This window comes from Ruegeria sp. H7 (assembly GCF_056532945.1).
In genome coordinates, this window is record NZ_JBQFNZ010000003.1 from 311,133 (window position 1) to 327,727 (window position 16,595).

Genomic DNA, 16,595 nt, shown 5'->3' on the forward strand with positions numbered 1-16,595 from the left:
GAGCGCGCGACCGCATGGATATGGGATGGGGTGAATCCCGAGAACCGGGCTTTCACGGATAACAGGAGTTTTGAAAATACATGCCCCCGCCACTTGGGCGGAGGCACGCCAGGGGCGGCGAAACCGGAGACGAACACCGCCCTTGGTGGGGCTCAGAACCCGTAGCGCAGGCCGAAATTGATGCTGAACGTGTCCAAGTCATCCTCGACCGTTCCCGTCGAAGCGCCGGTGGGGGCCAGACGCGCGGATGAGACGTCGAAGGCACGGGTATAGCGCGCATCAACGGTAAAGGCGGTGTCTTCGTTGATGTCATAGGCGACACCGGCGATCAGCTGTGCCGCGAAATCGGTGCCGCTGTCATCCAGCGTGACGCCGGGGCCGTAGGCGAAATCGATATCAGAATAGGTCGCACCCAGACCGAAACCGGCATAGGGGGTGAAGGCGCTGTTACCCTTGAAGTCGAACAGCACATTGGCAAAGAGCGAGGTTTGGGTCACATCGCCCGAGATATTACCCTCGGCCCCCGGGCCATTTCCGGAGAAGTTGACGCCGTCCACGTTGTTGTCGCGATAGGACAGCTCCAGCTCGATCCGCGTGCCAATGGCGTCATTGGACCATTGAGGGATCTCTTTACCGATTGCGATCCCCAGACCGACACCGCCATCGAAATCGGTGTCGACGGATTCGGAAGCGCCGCCGATGCTGCCGCTGAAGTCGGTATCCTGAAGGTCGCTATAGCCCAGGAAGCCGTGGATATAGGTGCCGTCCGTCAGGCTTTGCGCTGACGCGGCGGTCACACCCAAAATCAGCGCCGCCGAGGTAAGAAGAAGTCGAGAAACCATAATCCATGTCCTTTGTTCCGAATGGTCCATGGCGCTGATGTGGGCAATCGGAGGTCAAAAGGAAGGCGCGCGACCATCACTTCGCGTCACGGGATTTTGGGTGTGGGTGAGTGAATAAGTAGCCCATTGAACAATTGCAGTCGCAGGGCGGGCTTACCCTCGGGATGTTGGTCGTTCCATGAGGGGTTCTGACAGCAGTTCCTCGACAAAGAAGCTGAGCAGTTGCAAGCGGCCGGACACGCCAGCTTTGCGGTATACTGCAGCACTTTGGGCCTTGATCGTACCTTCTTTGGTCTGCCGAAGTTCCGCGATTTGGGCAATCGACAGGCCCTTGAGCGAGAGCAGCGCAACATCGCGTTCGGCTTTGCTTAGCCGCCATTCGTCAAACTGGGTGCCGATAACCTGTGCGAACGCGCCTTGGGCCACGCCAAGCTGCCGTTGTATATCCCGAACGCGCCGGTTCTGGGCGCGGATCAGCGCAATCGCTGCCGCCAATCCACCCAAAAGCGCTATTGAGATCAAAAGTTCAAAACTGTGCAAGTACCGGAAGCCGGCGCTTTCGCCCCCGGTCCAATCCAGCAGTGCATCGGTCAGGAAAAAGGTGGCGCAGAGGGCCTGCACCACCAAAAGGAGCCACAACAAAGACGTTTGCGATATCTTCATGATGCTCCTTCAGGGTCGCGCGGTCAGTCGTCATCCTCTTCAAGTTCGATGGCGGTTACGGTGCCATCGACTTTGTTCAGGACCAGTTCAGTTTCCACGCCATCCTTGCTGAGTTCAACCTCGATCTCGCCGTCTTCGAATTCGATCTCTTCGACCACATAGCCCTGCGCCTCCAGCGCCGCACGGATGTCAGCCTCATCCGTCCCCAGTTTTTCGCCCAGCCCCACATTGGCCAGGGCCAGCGCGGGGGCTGCTGCAATCAAACCGGCAAGGGTCAGAATTTTCAGGTTTTCCATATCGCATCTCCTGTTTTTGCGCGTTTCAACGCAATGGAGTTGGGAGGGTGCCCGGATCGTTTCGATTGGGCTTTGGTTGAATTGGATGCAATTGGACCAAGGTTTATGCGTTCGATCAGGCTATATCAAAGCCCACGGGCGGCAGAGTGGCATAAAAAAGGCCCCGGTGGATCACCGGGGCCTTCATCATTAGAATAGGGAAGCAGATTTACTCTGCACCTTCCTCTTTCTTTTCTTTCTTTTCGGGCACGATCTCTTCGCCGGTTTCCTGATCGACCACTTTCATCGACAGGCGGACCTTGCCGCGATCGTCAAAGCCCAACAGCTTGACCTTTACTTCCTGGCCTTCCTTCAGAACATCCGACGGATGGTTCAGGCGGCGGTTTTCGATCTGGGACACGTGGACCAGGCCGTCGCGCTTGCCAAAGAAGTTCACGAAGGCACCGAAGTCGACGATCTTGACCACTTTACCGGTGTAGATCTGACCCTCTTCCGGCTCGGCCACGATTGAATAGATCATGTCATAGGCCTTTTTGATCGACTCCCCATCGGGCGAGGCGATCTTGATGACGCCGTCGTCGTTGATGTCGACCTTGGCACCCGAGGTCTCGACGATTTCGCGGATGACCTTGCCGCCCGAGCCGATCACTTCACGGATCTTGTCGGTCGGGATGTTCATGGTCTCGATGCGCGGAGCGTGGACCGAAAACTCGTTGGTCTCGGAGAGCGCCTTGCCCATCTCACCCAGAATGTGCATCCGGCCGTCCTTGGCTTGCGCCAGAGCTTTTTCCATGATCTCGGGCGTGATGCCCGCAACCTTGATGTCCATCTGCAGCGAGGTGATGCCGTTTTCGGTACCAGCCACTTTGAAGTCCATGTCGCCCAGGTGGTCTTCGTCACCCAGAATGTCCGACAGGATGGCGTATTCGCCGTCATCTTCCAGGATCAGACCCATGGCCACACCGGCAACCGGTGCTTTCAGCGGAACGCCCGCATCCATCATCGACAGCGAACCGCCGCAGACCGACGCCATCGAGGACGAGCCGTTGGATTCGGTGATCTCCGACACGATGCGGATCGTGTAGGGGAAGTCGGTCGCCGCAGGCAGAACCGCCTGCAGGGCGCGCCATGCCAGCTTGCCGTGGCCGATCTCACGACGGCCCGGGCCACCAACGCGGCCAACTTCACCGACCGAATACGGAGGGAAGTTGTAATGCAGCAGGAAGTTCGATTTGAAGTTGCCATGCAGCGCGTCGATGAACTGCTCATCGTCGCCGGTGCCCAGCGTGGTCACGGCCAGCGCCTGCGTTTCACCACGGGTGAACAGGGCAGAACCGTGTGTACGGGGCAGCATCGAGGTTTCTGCAACGATCGAACGGATATCGGTGGTCGAACGACCGTCAATACGCTTGCCGCCTTTGACAACGTCACCGCGCAGAATGCCGGCTTCCAGCTTCTTCATTGCGGAACCGAGGTTGCCGTCTTCCAGCTGTTCTTCGGTAAGCGCTTCTTTGATCGCTTCACGGGCAGCGGCAACAGCGGCGGTGCGCTCTTGCTTGTCGGTGATTGCGAAGGCGGCGCGCATCTGCTCTTCACCGGCAGCCGAAACAGCGGCGGACAGCTCCGAGTAGTCGGGCGCTTGGAATTCGAACGGCTCTTTCGCGGCTTCTTCGGCCAGCGAGATGATCAGGTCGATCACGGGCTGAATCTGCTCATGCGCGAAGTTAACCGCACCCAGCATTTCCGCCTCGGACAGTTCGTACGCTTCCGATTCCACCATCATCACGGCGTCTTTGGTACCGGCAACAACCAGGTCCAGACGCTGTTCAGGGTTCAGGCGCAGGTCCTGCATATCGTCCACGGTCGGGTTCAGAACGTATTCGCCATCTTCGAAACCAACGCGGGCACCGGCGATCGGCCCCATGAACGGCGCGCCGGAAATGGTCAGGGCAGCCGAAGCAGCGATCATCGCAACGATGTCGGGGTCGTTGACCAGATCGTGGCTCAGCACGGTGCACATCACCAGAACTTCGTTTTTGAAGCCGTCAACGAACAGCGGGCGGATCGGGCGGTCGATCAGACGCGCGGTCAGCGTCTCTTTCTCGGTCGGGCGCGCTTCGCGCTTGAAGAAGCCACCCGGAACCTTACCGGCGGCATAGTATTTTTCCTGATAGTGCACGGTCAGCGGGAAAAAATCCTGACCGGGCTTTTGAGCACGGGCAAAGGTCACGTTCGCCATGACGCTGGTTTCGCCCAGCGTGGCAATCACGCTGCCGTCAGCCTGACGGGCAACCTTGCCGGTTTCCAGTGTCAGCGTCTCTTCGCCCCACTGAATCGATTTCTTTGTTACATCAAACATATGCGTATCCTAGAACGGAGCACTCCCGCCCCTGCGGGTCTCCGGTTTGCATGGCGGCCCCATTGCCGCCGACCCCACTTTATCTTCCATTCGAGTGCCGGGGTCAGGGCACAACGTCTCAGATACCCGCGCGCATACAGGAGAAAACGTTGGAAGGAAAGCGAAACCGCACAAGGCGGCGGTGGACCGCCATGCCCGGAGTGTGACCGTTGCTGAACAACCGTGTGTGGCAAAACACGCAGGATTGCTTACATGGTAACACATGTCACATACCCGAGGATGCCATGACCTTTTGCCTGCGGTTGCTGAGCGTCGCGTTGCTGACCCTGTGGGGTTTTGCGGCACTGGCGTCCCAACCTGTCGAGTGGTCTGATCTGCCGGACCCTGCCGCGCAGGACTTTGAAGACCCGTTTCGCGAGCTGAGCGCCGAGCAGTTTGATGACCTGCGCTTTGCGCTGCGCTTGCGTGGGCGCTTGCAGCAGGATGTCGGCAGCGCGGACGAACAACACAAATGGCAAGAGCTTTTGTCCGAAACGGAACAGGCGCTGGCCGCCGATCAGATCGATATCGACCGGCTCATGTCCCAGCGTGATGCGGTGATTCAGCGTCGCGAGATGGCTGATACCGCCGGGAACCCCAAGGTCAACGATCAGGTTGTCACAATCACCGGCTATGTGATCCCCGCGCCTTCGGATGAACAGGGGCATGGTGTGGCCTATCTGGTGCCTCAGCCCGGTATGTGCAGCCACCTGCCGCCACCCCCGCCCAATCAGATGATCCGTGTCCGGCTTTCGGACCAGTGGGCCCCGACCTTGTATTATGAGCGTGTTCGCCTGACCGGGCGATTGACCATTGCGCCGACGGAGTACGAGATGTTTGTGATCGACGGGCAGGTTCCGATGCGGGCCACGTTCCGTTTGGATGTCCACAACGCCGAACCCTTGGGCAGCGGCGAGGAGCATTTTCAGGAGTTCCTGACGGTGCATGATCGCTTGCGCGCGGCGCTTCGGCAGAAATCCGGCGGGCCTGTCGAAGGCCCCTGAACCGGTTTGCGCCCTTTACCTTGATGCCCTGAACAACACATTCCGAAAAAAGAATAATTTTGCCATATTATGATGAGGGTGTAGGCTCGACCCACAAGACCTGCGGTCGCAAGGACGGGAACGCGCCAAGGGACTAGAAAAATAAGGCCGTCTTCGACCGAATACCTTGGCGTTTGCACGTAGCAAACTGAGGGAAAGTCGAATGGCTGAAACCAAGAAAATGCTTGATCCGGATCCCCGGATTTATGACTTCGAAACCGAATATGAGCTGGGGCAGGATAACGTCCGGCCATTCGGTCTGGACATACACAATCCGGTCTTCCTGATCTCGAGTATCCTGATCTTTGCGTTCGTCCTGATCGCATTGGCCAATCAGGAGGCCGCGGCCTCGTTCTTTGGCTGGCTTCGGCCCTGGCTGACCAGCACGTTTGACTGGTTCCTTGTGCTCTCGGTCGATGCAATCACCCTGTTCTGTCTGGTGCTGATCGTTCTGCCTGTCGGCAAGGTGAGGATCGGCGGCAAGGACGCCGAGCCTGACTATTCCTATGCCGGTTGGATCGCGATGATGTTCGCCGCCGGTATTGGCATCGGTCTGCTGTTCTTTGGCGTGATGGAGCCGGTCTATTACAACTTCGCCGAAGGCGGCAACGCCGCGCCCTTAGGAATCGACATTGCCGTGCCGGGTAACGAATACGCGGGCATCGTGGGCACGATCCACCATTGGGGCCTTGAAGGCTGGGCGGTTTACGCCGCCGTGGGTCTGAGCCTTGCGATCTTTGCCTATAATCTGGACCTGCCGCTGACCCTGCGGTCGGCCTTTTACCCATTGCTGGGCGAGCGGGTCTGGGGCTGGTGGGGCCACATCATCGACACGCTTGCGGTGTTCGCAACACTGTTCGGCCTCACCACTTCTTTGGGTCTTGGGGCGCAGCAGGTTGCGGCGGGTTTGAATGAGGTGTTTGGCATCGAACCCAGCCCGACTGTGGTTGTCCTGCTGATCATCGGTATCACGCTGATCGCGCTGGGCTCGGTCCTGATGGGTATGGATGCGGGCGTCAAACGGCTGAGCGAGATCAATATGATCATGGCCGTCGGCCTCTTCATCTTCGTGATCGTCGTCACCGGTGTTGGCACAGCTATTGCGCGCTATTTCAACGTCATGGTGGATTACGTGACGCACCTTCCGGCCTTGTCGAACCCGTTCGGGCGCGAAGACACCAGTTACTTCCATGGCTGGACGACCTTCTACTGGGCCTGGTGGATCGCGTGGTCGCCCTTTGTGGGCATGTTCATTGCTCGCATCTCCAAGGGTCGCACGGTGCGTGAGTTTATCCTCTGCGCGCTGTTGGCTCCAACGGCCGTCTGTGCGCTGTGGATGTCGACCTTTGGCGGTGCCGCGATCGACATGCTGAACGCGGGCGGCGCAGAAGGTGTCCGCGCCACAGTAATCGACAGCTACGCCCCCGAAGGCGCACTGTTCGGGTTCCTGAAGGAACTGCCGCTTTATGGCATCGTGGCTCCAATCGCGCTGATCCTGATCGTGGTGTTCTTTGTCACTTCGTCCGACTCGGGATCGCTGGTGATCGACACGATCACGGCGGGTGGCAAGATGGACGCGCCTGTTGTTCAGCGCGTATTCTGGTGCACGCTGGAAGGTCTGGTGGCCATCGCACTGTTGCTGGGCGGCGGATTGTCCGCGCTGCAAGGGGCGGCAGTGTCGACGGGCATTCCATTCACGCTGGTGGTGCTGATGATGTGCTACTGCCTGTGGTTGGCGCTGAAATCAGAGCACGCCAAGATGTAAGCACCTTTAGACACAGAAACGCCCGCCAACCGGCGGGCGTTTTCTTTTGGTCTGTCGCAACCGGATCAGAGGGCAACCGCCTCAAAAGACTTCAACAGGGGTCTGGCCGGGCTGTAGGAATTGCTGCCCGATGCCCCCAACTCTGGGAACAGGTCCAGAATTTCCGAGCGCAGGTCATGATCCAGACTGCACAGGCCAACGGTACCGGGCAGAAAGCTTTCCGTTGCGGCCCCGTCGCTGAAAATGATCTCGTGCCGGTCAAACAGGATGTGGAAGTATTCGACCTCGGCGCAAGGCCGTTGGTAAATCGTTTCGCCATTGATCAGGCTTTTCGCCGCAACCAGACATTCGGTTTCGCCAAACAGCATCTCGGCCTTCCAGCCGGACAGCAAAACGCGATGGTTCTGCGAGACCGTCAGGTCACGGTCATTGCCGATTGTGCCGGCCTGAAACACCACCGGCACCCGATTGCCCTTGCCGGGAACGCGGCGTGATCCGATCCATCGGACCGGCTGCGCACCGTTATCCTTGGTGACCACCAGATCACCGGCCTGAAGATCTTCCACAGCAACCGGCCCGTCCGGGGTTTCGATCATCGTACCACGCGCAAAACAGGGTGGCGGCGGGGGAACGTCGAACGAGAAGTCGCCAATCCCCGAGCCACCTGTGGATGAGCCATCAGGCGACGGGGTCGAGGTAATGATGATCTGAGACACCGGACCAGCAGTCGAAAACGACAGGACGTTGGGGATCGCGGTATCCGGGTCAATCAGAATGTTGCCTGCGGCGTCCTGGGTGATGTTGATCGTCCCGCCGGCGCTTTGAGTGATCGTGATTTCGGACAATGGGATTGGGTTTCCGTCTTCATCCAGAATCAGAATCTGATACCCGTCGTTGAATGACCCGCTGGCGTTTACCCCCCCAAGATCAAACGACAGATTGTTTACGGGGTTTGAAAAGCTGAAATCCGCTGTGTTCGGAGTGGTCGCAAAGTTGGAGTTGATGTCTGCGCCCGAATTTCCGGGGTTGTCGCTCACCCAATCACCGGTGAAATCTGCCGTGATCGTTGTAGAATTTGCCCCGTCCGATACAACGGTGCTGCCATCCTGGGCCGTGCCCGTACCATCCAGCCATATGGCCTGATCCAGTGTCGCCATCGCGCCTACTCACAAAACTTGTTACCCAACTTGCAGTCGCACGCTTAAGGACCGGTTAAGCGCAACTGCCAAATTTATAATACTACTAATGATGATCGTGTCATTAGCCTGTCGCTTGATCGGCAATTTCTTGACGATTTGCGGTGTGCAAAGGGTTGCCCAAATGCACCAACGCCCACCTGTTGGCGGGCGTTGCGTTTTCTTGAACCGGGCCTCGTGCTTGGGACGAGACGTGCAAACGCTTAGCGGCGGATGCCCAGCTTTTTGATCAGGTCCTGATAGCGCGCTTCTTCCTTGCCCTTCAGGTAGTCCAGCAGCTTACGGCGCTGAGCAACCATTTTCAGCAGACCGCGACGACCGTGGTTGTCTTTCTTGTGGGTCTTGAAGTGCTCAGTCAGGGTGTTGATGCGCGAGGTCAGGATCGCAACCTGAACTTCAGGCGAACCGGTGTCGCCTTCTTTGGTTGCGAATTCTTTCATGACGCGTGCTTTTTCAGCAGTAGTGATCGACATCGGGGTCTCCTTTAAAGGTTAGAGTTGATGGCGCAGGCCGGGATGTCGTCCAGCACAGGCCCATGGAGAAACCCGCACCGATTCCGATGCGGATGGGCGCGTATAGGCGCTTTTTCTGCCAATGGCAAAGGGATTCTGCGAGGCTAGTGCGTCTGCCCGTACTTGGCCAGCTGGGCTTCGGTAATCAATCGGATGTCGTCGCTGGTCATCCCGTCGGCCCCGTAAAGATGCGCAACCTCCTGCCCGTCGATGACAACGCGGGTCAGGTTGGTGTTCTCTTCGTCCTGCTGGATCTGAATGTCGGGATCGTCCGAGGCGTCCCATGTGATCAGCAACTTGTCCTCACCGGGCTGGAAACCCATGACGGTGACCTCTTCGTCATCCCCTTCGGTGTCGAGGATGATCTGGTCGGCCCCCTGGCCGCCATTGGCCACATCTCCGCCCTGGGCCAGGATCGTGTCGTCGCCGGTGCCACCGTTCAGAAAGTCGGTGCTGGGCGAATTGCCGTCTTCGCCGCCAAACAGCACGTCATCGCCATCACCACCAAACAGCACATCTTCGCCTTCGCCCCCGGATAGTGTGTCATTGCCATATCCACCGTGCAGCGCGTCATCGCCTGCGCCGCCTGCCAGCCTGTCGTCGCCCTGACCACCGTAGAGCGCATCCGCGCCCTCGCCGCCGTCCAGCTCATCGGCGCCGAAATGGCCATACAGCTTGTCGTCTCCTGCATTTCCGGACAGCAGGTCGTCGTCCGCCTCGCCATGCAGAATGTCCGATCCGTGCCCGCCGGACATCACATCCTGACCGTCGCCCCCGTGCAGAACGTCATCGCCGCAACCGCCATTGATGATGTCGTCTCCGCCATAGCCGTTGATCTGGTCGTCCCCCTCCTGCCCGGTGATTTCATCTGTACCGTCAGAGCCTGCGATCACCAGATCACCAAGATGTTCGGAGATTACGGTGCCGGTCGAGATCTCCGGACCCTCGGGTGTTTCAGGTTCTTCAACGTTCTCGCCAATATCCAGAAATTCGCCTTCGGTTGGTTCCTCGGGCGTGTCGTTTATCGGTTCGTCGTCTTCGGGTTCCTCTTCGGTCGCGAACACGTCGCTCATGGCGTAAGCCGCGCCGCCGACGGCGGCCAATCCAAGCAATCCGGCCAGAAACATGGGAACCCTCCGAAAGCACACTGCTCCGAGGTTGAACTATCCCATCCGGCTCCCGGTTTGGTCAAAGCAAGCCTGAGTCCGTGGTTAACCCTTTGTCACCACGCCTCGGGCTGCTGGGTGTATGCGATATAAAGCGGGTGTTTGGGGTGCCCGTCCTTTGTCAGCCCCAGATGAAACAGAGGCTGGCCTGAGCCGCGCAATAGGGTTTCCACCGCCGGGCCGCGTTCCAGATGCGCGCCATGGGTGCCCCAGGCGGCGATCACCTGATCGGCCCATTGTACGCCGTCCAGAATCGCGGCGTCATTCTCGGGCCCCACCGGATCGGCAGCGGCGCGCATCTTGCGCGGGTCGGTGTCGCGCCAGGCAAAGATATTTGTCACCTGAAACGCCCCGAACCCCAGCGCCCGCGCGCGGCGTTCGCAGCGTTCCACCGTTGGGTCGTTCTGCACCTCGGTCGCGGTTGAGGGGTTCAGCATCACAAACAGCGCCTTGCGCCCCGCCGCATTCCAAACGCGGGTCAGGCTATAGCGATACTTCTCGCAATCCGAATAGATGGCGGTCGAGGGCGCGTCGCCCTTGGTATGGGTGCGTGTGATCATGTCTTTCGGCTAGCACAGCGTTCAGGCGACGAACACCCGGCTGGGATGCAATTCGCCGGATTTGTAGATGCCCACGGCCACGGCCTTGCCATCGAGCGAGGCCCAGGCTTCGTCGCCATATTCCACGTCCGACGCCAGCACCATGCCCGGATTGCCGTTGCGCAGGCGGGTGGCACCCTCGGGGGTGCATTTCAGCTCGGGCAGGTCCGACAGGCCGGTTTCCAGCGGATGCAGGTACTCGTCCAGTGCCTCGGTCTTGGCCATCTCGTCGATCTGTTCGATGGACAGGCCGTCTTCGGCCTCGAACGGGCCGGACCAGATGCGGCGGAGTTCCTTGACGTGGCCGTAACATCCCAACGCTGCACCCAGATCGCGCGCGATCGAGCGGACATAGCCGCCTTTGCCGCAGGTCATCTCAAGCACCACGTGGTCTTCGTCGGGGCGGTCGACCACCACCAGTTCCTCGACCCACAGGGGCCGGGCAGACAGTTCCACATCCTCGCCATCGCGGGCCAGCTTATAGGCGCGCTGTCCGTCGATCTTCACGGCTGAGAACTTGGGCGGCACCTGCATGATGTCGCCCAGAAACGGAGCCAGCGCCTGTTTGATATCGTCATCCGAGGGGCGTGCATCGCTTTCCGCAATCACCTCGCCTTCGGCATCGTCGGTATTGGTGGCCTGACCCAGACGCACGGTGAAGGTGTAGGCTTTCAAGGCGTCGGTGATGTAAGGAACGGTCTTGGTCGCCTCACCCAAAGCCACGGCCAGAACGCCGGTTGCCTCGGGGTCCAGCGTGCCCGCATGGCCCGCCTTTTTGGCATCCATCGCCCAACGCACCTTGTTGACTACGGATGTCGAGGTCATGCCCGCAGGCTTGTCCACCACCAGCCAACCGGAAATGTCGCGGCCCTTGCGTTTGCGTCCCATCTTGCACCTTGCCTTTTGCTGAGGCGCGCGGGTTAGCGGATCGTTTTGCCGCTGTCAATTTGTGGGCGTATCTTCCACCACACCCACAATTGGCCCCAGCGAGAACCCCAGATCCGAACGCCCGCCCGCCCGATCATACATGCGCGAGATATTGCCATCGAAGAACAGCGCATTCGGGGTGCCGATCACATCCCGAAACAGGCTGCCGAACTCGTGAAAGGTCACGTAATCCTCCGAGATCGCAAACACCGCCTGCGTTCCATCGGCGCTGGTGCCCACCCCGTTGCGCACATAGAGCGAGGTCGAATCGGGCAGGAAACGCGGATGCAGTTCTCCGTCGATCACCAGCATCGGGCCGGACTGGGTGGCGAACCGGCAATCGGGGGCCTGATCGACATAGGTCAATGTCTCATACACATCGGCGCGACCGTCACGGATGCAGAATACGCCGTTGGGCAACAGGCCGAAATTGCCGGGGCCTGCATTCGGGATCACGCGCATTTGCTCGTGTCCCTCTTCGACATAATGCCCGACGGGCGAGCGGTCGTCGTGGTACATGCCCGCGTTCATCGCAAAGGCCAGTTGCTTACCGCTGGGCGCAAGCGCTTCGTTCACGGATGAAAAATGCCCCAGCACCGCGCCGTTTTCATCATTCAGAAACAGGCGCAGGTCTTCATTGGCGGTGTCCACTTCGCAGACGGTATACCGCTTGTCCTCATGGGTCAGCTTTTCGCAGGTCACCGCGCCCGCCTGCGCCGCCCACATGGCAGCGCCCAACGTGACAAGGGTACGGATCACTCGTCCAGATCGCGGCGCACCGCGTCCTGTTCGAACATGCGGCGGGTATCGTCCAGACGGTCAAATGTATCATCCAGACGGAACCGCAGATCGGGCGAGAATTTCAGGTTCAGTTTCTTGCCAATCACGCGCCGCAGTTCACCTTTGTTGCGGGCCAGCAGTTCAATCACGTCCTCCTGCCCCTTGCCGCCAAGGGGCAGCACATAGGCGGTGGCGATCTTCAGATCGGGCGAGGTGCGCACCTCACCCACTGTGATCGACATGCGGTTCAGGTCGGGGTCGTGGACATCTCCGCGCGCCAGAACCTCGGACAGGGTGCGGCGGATCAGTTCGCCGACACGCAGTTGCCGTTGGGACGGGCCGGGGCCATCGTGGAATTTGTTCTTTGCCATATTCCCGATCTAAGCGCAAAGCAGGGCTTTGCCAAGCAGGCGCGAACGGGGTAGGAGGCTTTGAGCCGACTTAGCGAAAAGGACCAGCGCAATGACCCATATTCCGGGGATCGTCATCACAGGGGCTTCGGGCCGTATGGGGCAGATGCTGATCAAGACCGTGTCTGATAGCGATCAGGCGCGTCTGGTCGGTGTGGTCGAGCGTAAAGGCCACGACTGGATCGGTCAGGACGTCGGTGAAGCGATGGGCGGTCAGGCATTGGGCGTGACTGTAACGGACGACCCTCTGGAGGCATTCGCGCAGGCGCAGGCCGTGATCGATTTCACCGCGCCCGAGGCGACGCTGGATTTTGCCGCACTGGCCGCACAGGCGCGTTGCGTGCATGTGATCGGCACCACCGGCATGACAGACGAACAGATCGCGGCGCTGGAACCGGCCTCGCGCCATGCGGTCATCGTGCGGGCGGGCAACATGAGCCTTGGCGTCAACCTGTTGATGCAACTGACCAAAAAGGTCGCCGCTGCGCTGGATGAGGATTTCGACATCGAGATCATAGAAGGCCATCACCACCACAAGGTCGATGCGCCTTCGGGCACCGCGCTGATGTTAGGCGAGGCCGCCGCCGAGGGGCGCGGCGTCAAGCTGAACGATGTGTCCGACCGGGGCCGCGACGGCATCACCGGCGCGCGCAAACGCGGCGATATCGGCTTTCACGCCATTCGCGGCGGAGATGTGGTTGGCGAACACGACGTCCTGTTCGCCGCACCCGGAGAGCGCATCGTCTTGCGCCATCTGGCCTCGGACCGCGCCATCTTTGCCCGCGGCGCGCTGAAGGCGGCGCTGTGGGGGCAGGGCAAAGCGCCGGGTCAGTATGACATGGTGGATGTGTTGGGGTTGTAGGCCCATAGACGGATCGCCCTAAGGCGCTAAGGTCTGCTTATGCGGATCCTGAAATCTCGTTTGGCAATCGGATTGTTGTTGGCAGTGTTCTATCTGACGCTGCTGCCGTTTGTGGTGCATGGGTTCGGAATGATCGGCCTTGGGCTGTCGCACAATGCGCCCGCGCAAAGCTATTTGTTTGCGGACGGTCAGAGCGTCGGAAACGCGGCGATGATTCTGCATATCTTTGCCGGAACGGTGTTGGTGACGCTGGTGCCCTTGCAATTGATCCGCCCCCTTCGGCAGAGGTTCAATGGGTTTCACCGTGCATTGGGGACGATGCTGATTGCGCTGGCTCTGATCACCGGGCTGGCCGGGATGACCTATATCCCCTTGCGCGGAACAATCGGCGGCCCGGATATGTCCGCGGGCTTTTTCTTGTACGGCCTGTGCCTGTTTACCTCGGCGCTGATGTTGGCGCGCATGGCGATCATTCGGGATCGCGCGGGCCATTGGGCCTGGGGATTACGACTGTTCTGGCTGGCGCTGGGGTCGTGGCTCTACCGGGTGCATTATACGCTTTGGTATCTGCTGACCGGAGGGATTGGGTCAGAGCCCGATTTCTCGGGCCCTTTCGATCTGGTGCAGAACTTTGCGTTCTTTGTACCCTATCTGCTGATCGTTCAGATATGGATCATGCGTAAGCGTTCGGGCCATGAAGGAGTGCTGGTCACACATCCCTGATCTTATCCGCCCGCAAGGGGCAGGCCAGATAGACGCCGAACTCTTTCCCGATATCTGCACTGACGCGGGCATGAACCCGTCCCTGTCGGTCGAGGAACCGCTGGTGGTCTTCGACCGGGAAAATCCCCTCGTGCCAGATGCCGGGGTGGATATAGAGCCCGCGCGAGCCGTCGCACCAGAACGCCACCACCTTGTCGGGCGTCAGCTTGTCTCCGGGCAGGGCGGCGGGGACGATGAAGGGTTTGTTGTCCAGCGGCCAGAACATCTGCCCGCCATCGGGATGATAGTTCATATGCCACAGCAAGACCTGATCGCGGGGCACGGTTTGGCGGTCTGACTGTGCCTGTTGCGGATCGGCGGACCAGCCGAGGACATAGTGACCGTTCACCGCCTCGTTTTCGCCGTACAGTACATCGCCCTGCCAGTCGCCGCGAAAGGTGCCCTCGACCCAGCCGCCTTCGTCACCGGTGCCCTCGTCGATGGGCCGCCAGCCTTGCTGCGGCCAGCGGGTGATCTCGATTTCGAACGTGTCGGGGTCATCGACCAGACAGCCATATCCTTTGACCGTCTCATCCGTCGCGCGGATTAGCGGCACCTCATGCCACGGCAACGAGGGTTTGGAACTGGCCTCGAAAATATATTCCGGCGCGCTCATGCCGACCCCAGATGCCTGTCGACCATCCGCTGCACCATCGGCGCGAAATGGGCGAAATCGGGCGTTTCCATATCGGCGCGTTTGCCGGCCTCGTCCAGATAGCGCACCTGAATGATTTCCTTCAGGTTCGGGTTGGCCTCGAATGCGGCGACTTCCTCGGCGCTCATCGGGCCGCCCTGCAATTCCAGCGTATGGACCGAGGCGGCAGACAGGCGGTTGAAATATTCGGGTTTGGTGGCGCAGAGATAGCGTTTGGCCGCCACGTGATAGCGACAGCAATCGGTGATGACCGAGGGGAAGAACTGCTCCAGCACCTCGGCCCCCGCGTCCTCGTGATGGCGGTCTTCGGTGTCGTCGGGGTGATAGGTGCCGAATTCCGAGGTGAAATGACCAATATCATGCAGCAGCGCGCCGACGATGATTTCCTCGGGCTGGCCGTTCTGCTCGGCGATGGTGGCACCTTGCAGCATGTGTTCGGCCATGGTGACGGGTTCGCCCAGATATTCCTCACCACCGCGACGCTCGAAGATGTCACCGATGAAGGCCACGATATTGTCCCGGTTCAGGGTCGAAAAATCCGGTTTCATTCCGCGGCCTCCGGCTGTGCCATCTCCATCGCTGCCAGTGTGGACAGCAACCCGTCCTTGTCGGCGTAGCAGCCCTGCAACCAGCGCGAGCCTGTGCCGGAATAGCCCAGACGCGCGTGCAGGACGCGGGTGTTATCGACGATAAAGCTTTCGCCCGGTTCCAGCTTGAACGACACGCCCATGGCCGGATCGTCGATGATCTCGCCCAATTGGCGATAGGCGGCGTAATAGGCCTCCATCTGGTCAAACGGGATGTCCACGAACGGCGCGGATGAGCGGTTGTTGAAGCGGATGGCGATCAGTTCCCCATCCGGCGACAACTCGATCATCGGGCGGCGCGAGCGCAGGCAGACGCCGTCCGAGCCCTTGTATTCGAACCGGGCGGGATAGCCTGCCAGCAGGGCAAAACCTTCGGGGTTCTGTTCACGCAGCTTTTCGGCGGCGCGGAAGCCGTCGACGACGATGGAATCGCCACCTTCGGCTGAGTTCTCAAGACAATAGAGTATTTGCAGCGTCGGCACCGGGTCGCGGTATGGGTTGTCGGTATGCGCCTGCAAACCCAGCCCGGTATAGGCGAGGTTGGTCGGGTTCACCTCAGTCCGGACCTCGAAATAGGGGCCATAGTTGGTCTCGCGCACATAGCCGAAAAGATCGGCCACTTTCAGCAGCGATTCCGGCTGGGTCGGGCCGCCGGTCAGCTTGGCGAAACCGTATTCCGCGACGGCGGCCAGCCAGCCGCGCTTGGCTTCGGGGTTGGCGTGGACCTGATCCCAATCGCCGCTGGGCGCGGCTATGCCGCGTTCCCAGGTGGTGATGCCGGGAGCGGTGCGGCCGATGTCTTGCGCATGGGCGCGGTCATAGCTGTGATCGGCCAGCCAGATGGCGGGGAAGGTGACGGTTTTGTCTTCGGGCTGGAACGTCACGGTCAGATCGCCATTGGCGACTTCGGCGGCGCTGACCGAAATGTCGGCGGGAATATCACCGATGGTAATCAGGCGCTGGCCATTGCCCGGCGCGCGGGTTTCAGAGTCCAGCGCGTTGTCGCGCAGCCAGATGGCGTGGAAACGGGCCGTGGTGCCGGTGTCGAACGCGACAGTCACGACCGAGGTGTCATGGGTGGCGGTGCGCAGCATGGGGATCTCCTGTTCAGCGCGGCTTTAGTTGAGGAAAT

General features: G+C 60.0%; 18 protein-coding genes. 4 read left to right on the top strand and 14 right to left on the bottom strand.

Going from position 1 to position 16,595, the window contains the following annotated elements; translation table 11 throughout:
• Nucleotides 1-152 precede the first annotated feature (152 nt).
• The 4 genes from ACR0AC_RS10355 to pnp form a co-directional block, all read right to left on the bottom strand.
• A complete protein-coding gene (locus ACR0AC_RS10355; RefSeq protein WP_170453623.1) occupies nt 153-842 on the bottom strand; it encodes an outer membrane beta-barrel protein in 690 nt (229 codons plus the stop codon).
• 153 nt (nt 843-995) lie between these two features.
• Complete coding sequence (locus ACR0AC_RS10360) at nt 996-1,505, bottom strand: helix-turn-helix domain-containing protein (RefSeq protein ID WP_170453624.1); 510 nt, start codon at nt 1,503-1,505, stop codon at nt 996-998.
• Between the two features lie 23 nt (nt 1,506-1,528).
• Nucleotides 1,529-1,801 (bottom strand): PepSY domain-containing protein, encoded by a 273-nt coding sequence (locus tag ACR0AC_RS10365; RefSeq protein WP_170453625.1) that lies wholly within the window; start codon nt 1,799-1,801, stop codon nt 1,529-1,531.
• Nucleotides 1,802-2,009: 208 nt separating this feature from the next.
• A complete protein-coding gene (pnp, locus tag ACR0AC_RS10370; RefSeq protein ID WP_480873176.1) occupies nt 2,010-4,160 on the bottom strand; it encodes a polyribonucleotide nucleotidyltransferase in 2,151 nt (716 codons plus the stop codon).
• Between the two features lie 284 nt (nt 4,161-4,444).
• Between pnp and ACR0AC_RS10375 the strand changes: the two genes are divergently transcribed.
• Nucleotides 4,445-5,203: a DUF3299 domain-containing protein gene (locus ACR0AC_RS10375; protein ID WP_170623232.1), complete on the top strand. Its 759-nt coding sequence runs from the start codon at nt 4,445-4,447 to the stop codon at nt 5,201-5,203.
• Between the two features lie 202 nt (nt 5,204-5,405).
• Nucleotides 5,406-7,007: a BCCT family transporter gene (locus tag ACR0AC_RS10380; protein WP_170623230.1), complete on the top strand. Its 1,602-nt coding sequence runs from the start codon at nt 5,406-5,408 to the stop codon at nt 7,005-7,007.
• A 65-nt stretch (nt 7,008-7,072) separates the two neighbouring features.
• Here the strand turns inward: ACR0AC_RS10380 and ACR0AC_RS10385 are convergent, their stop codons facing one another.
• The 7 genes from ACR0AC_RS10385 to rbfA form a co-directional block, all read right to left on the bottom strand.
• Nucleotides 7,073-8,164, bottom strand: coding sequence for a Hint domain-containing protein (locus ACR0AC_RS10385; protein WP_480873178.1), 1,092 nt, complete (start codon nt 8,162-8,164; stop codon nt 7,073-7,075).
• A gap of 242 nt (nt 8,165-8,406) precedes the next feature.
• Nucleotides 8,407-8,676 carry a 30S ribosomal protein S15 gene (gene rpsO / locus ACR0AC_RS10390; protein WP_170453629.1) on the bottom strand — a complete coding sequence of 90 codons (270 nt, stop codon included), beginning with the start codon at nt 8,674-8,676 and terminating at the stop codon, nt 8,407-8,409.
• Between the two features lie 143 nt (nt 8,677-8,819).
• Entirely contained in the window at nt 8,820-9,842 is a 1,023-nt protein-coding gene (locus ACR0AC_RS10395; RefSeq protein WP_170631117.1) for a calcium-binding protein, read from the bottom strand.
• Between the two features lie 95 nt (nt 9,843-9,937).
• Nucleotides 9,938-10,441 carry a DUF1643 domain-containing protein gene (locus ACR0AC_RS10400; RefSeq protein WP_170623226.1) on the bottom strand — a complete coding sequence of 168 codons (504 nt, stop codon included), beginning with the start codon at nt 10,439-10,441 and terminating at the stop codon, nt 9,938-9,940.
• Nucleotides 10,442-10,462: 21 nt separating this feature from the next.
• Nucleotides 10,463-11,368 (bottom strand): tRNA pseudouridine(55) synthase TruB, encoded by a 906-nt coding sequence (gene truB / locus ACR0AC_RS10405; RefSeq protein ID WP_480583826.1) that lies wholly within the window; start codon nt 11,366-11,368, stop codon nt 10,463-10,465.
• 54 nt (nt 11,369-11,422) lie between these two features.
• Complete coding sequence (locus ACR0AC_RS10410) at nt 11,423-12,166, bottom strand: phosphodiester glycosidase family protein (RefSeq protein ID WP_480583829.1); 744 nt, start codon at nt 12,164-12,166, stop codon at nt 11,423-11,425.
• On the bottom strand, nt 12,163-12,558 hold the full coding sequence (rbfA, locus tag ACR0AC_RS10415; protein ID WP_170453633.1) for a 30S ribosome-binding factor RbfA: 396 nt from the start codon (nt 12,556-12,558) through the stop codon (nt 12,163-12,165). Before rbfA ends, ACR0AC_RS10410 begins: the two co-directional genes overlap by 4 nt.
• Nucleotides 12,559-12,649: 91 nt before the next feature.
• Between rbfA and dapB the strand changes: the two genes are divergently transcribed.
• Both dapB and ACR0AC_RS10425 read left to right on the top strand, forming a co-directional pair.
• A complete protein-coding gene (dapB, locus tag ACR0AC_RS10420; protein ID WP_170453634.1) occupies nt 12,650-13,459 on the top strand; it encodes a 4-hydroxy-tetrahydrodipicolinate reductase in 810 nt (269 codons plus the stop codon).
• A gap of 84 nt (nt 13,460-13,543) precedes the next feature.
• Nucleotides 13,544-14,182, top strand: coding sequence for a DUF2306 domain-containing protein (locus tag ACR0AC_RS10425; RefSeq protein WP_480583918.1), 639 nt, complete (start codon nt 13,544-13,546; stop codon nt 14,180-14,182).
• On the opposite strand, the gene ACR0AC_RS10430 is transcribed toward ACR0AC_RS10425, so the two are convergent.
• The 3 genes from ACR0AC_RS10430 to tmpA are packed head-to-tail and all read right to left on the bottom strand — an operon-like array spanning nt 14,169 to nt 16,557.
• Nucleotides 14,169-14,837 carry an ureidoglycolate lyase gene (locus ACR0AC_RS10430; protein WP_480873181.1) on the bottom strand — a complete coding sequence of 223 codons (669 nt, stop codon included), beginning with the start codon at nt 14,835-14,837 and terminating at the stop codon, nt 14,169-14,171. The genes ACR0AC_RS10425 and ACR0AC_RS10430 overlap by 14 nt on opposite strands.
• Nucleotides 14,834-15,424 (bottom strand): (R)-1-hydroxy-2-trimethylaminoethylphosphonate oxygenase, encoded by a 591-nt coding sequence (gene tmpB, locus ACR0AC_RS10435; protein WP_480626588.1) that lies wholly within the window; start codon nt 15,422-15,424, stop codon nt 14,834-14,836. Before tmpB ends, ACR0AC_RS10430 begins: the two co-directional genes overlap by 4 nt.
• Nucleotides 15,421-16,557, bottom strand: coding sequence for a 2-trimethylaminoethylphosphonate dioxygenase (gene tmpA / locus ACR0AC_RS10440; RefSeq protein WP_170453638.1), 1,137 nt, complete (start codon nt 16,555-16,557; stop codon nt 15,421-15,423). The genes tmpB and tmpA overlap by 4 nt, the downstream gene beginning before the upstream one ends.
• Between the last annotated feature and the right edge of the window lie 38 nt (nt 16,558-16,595).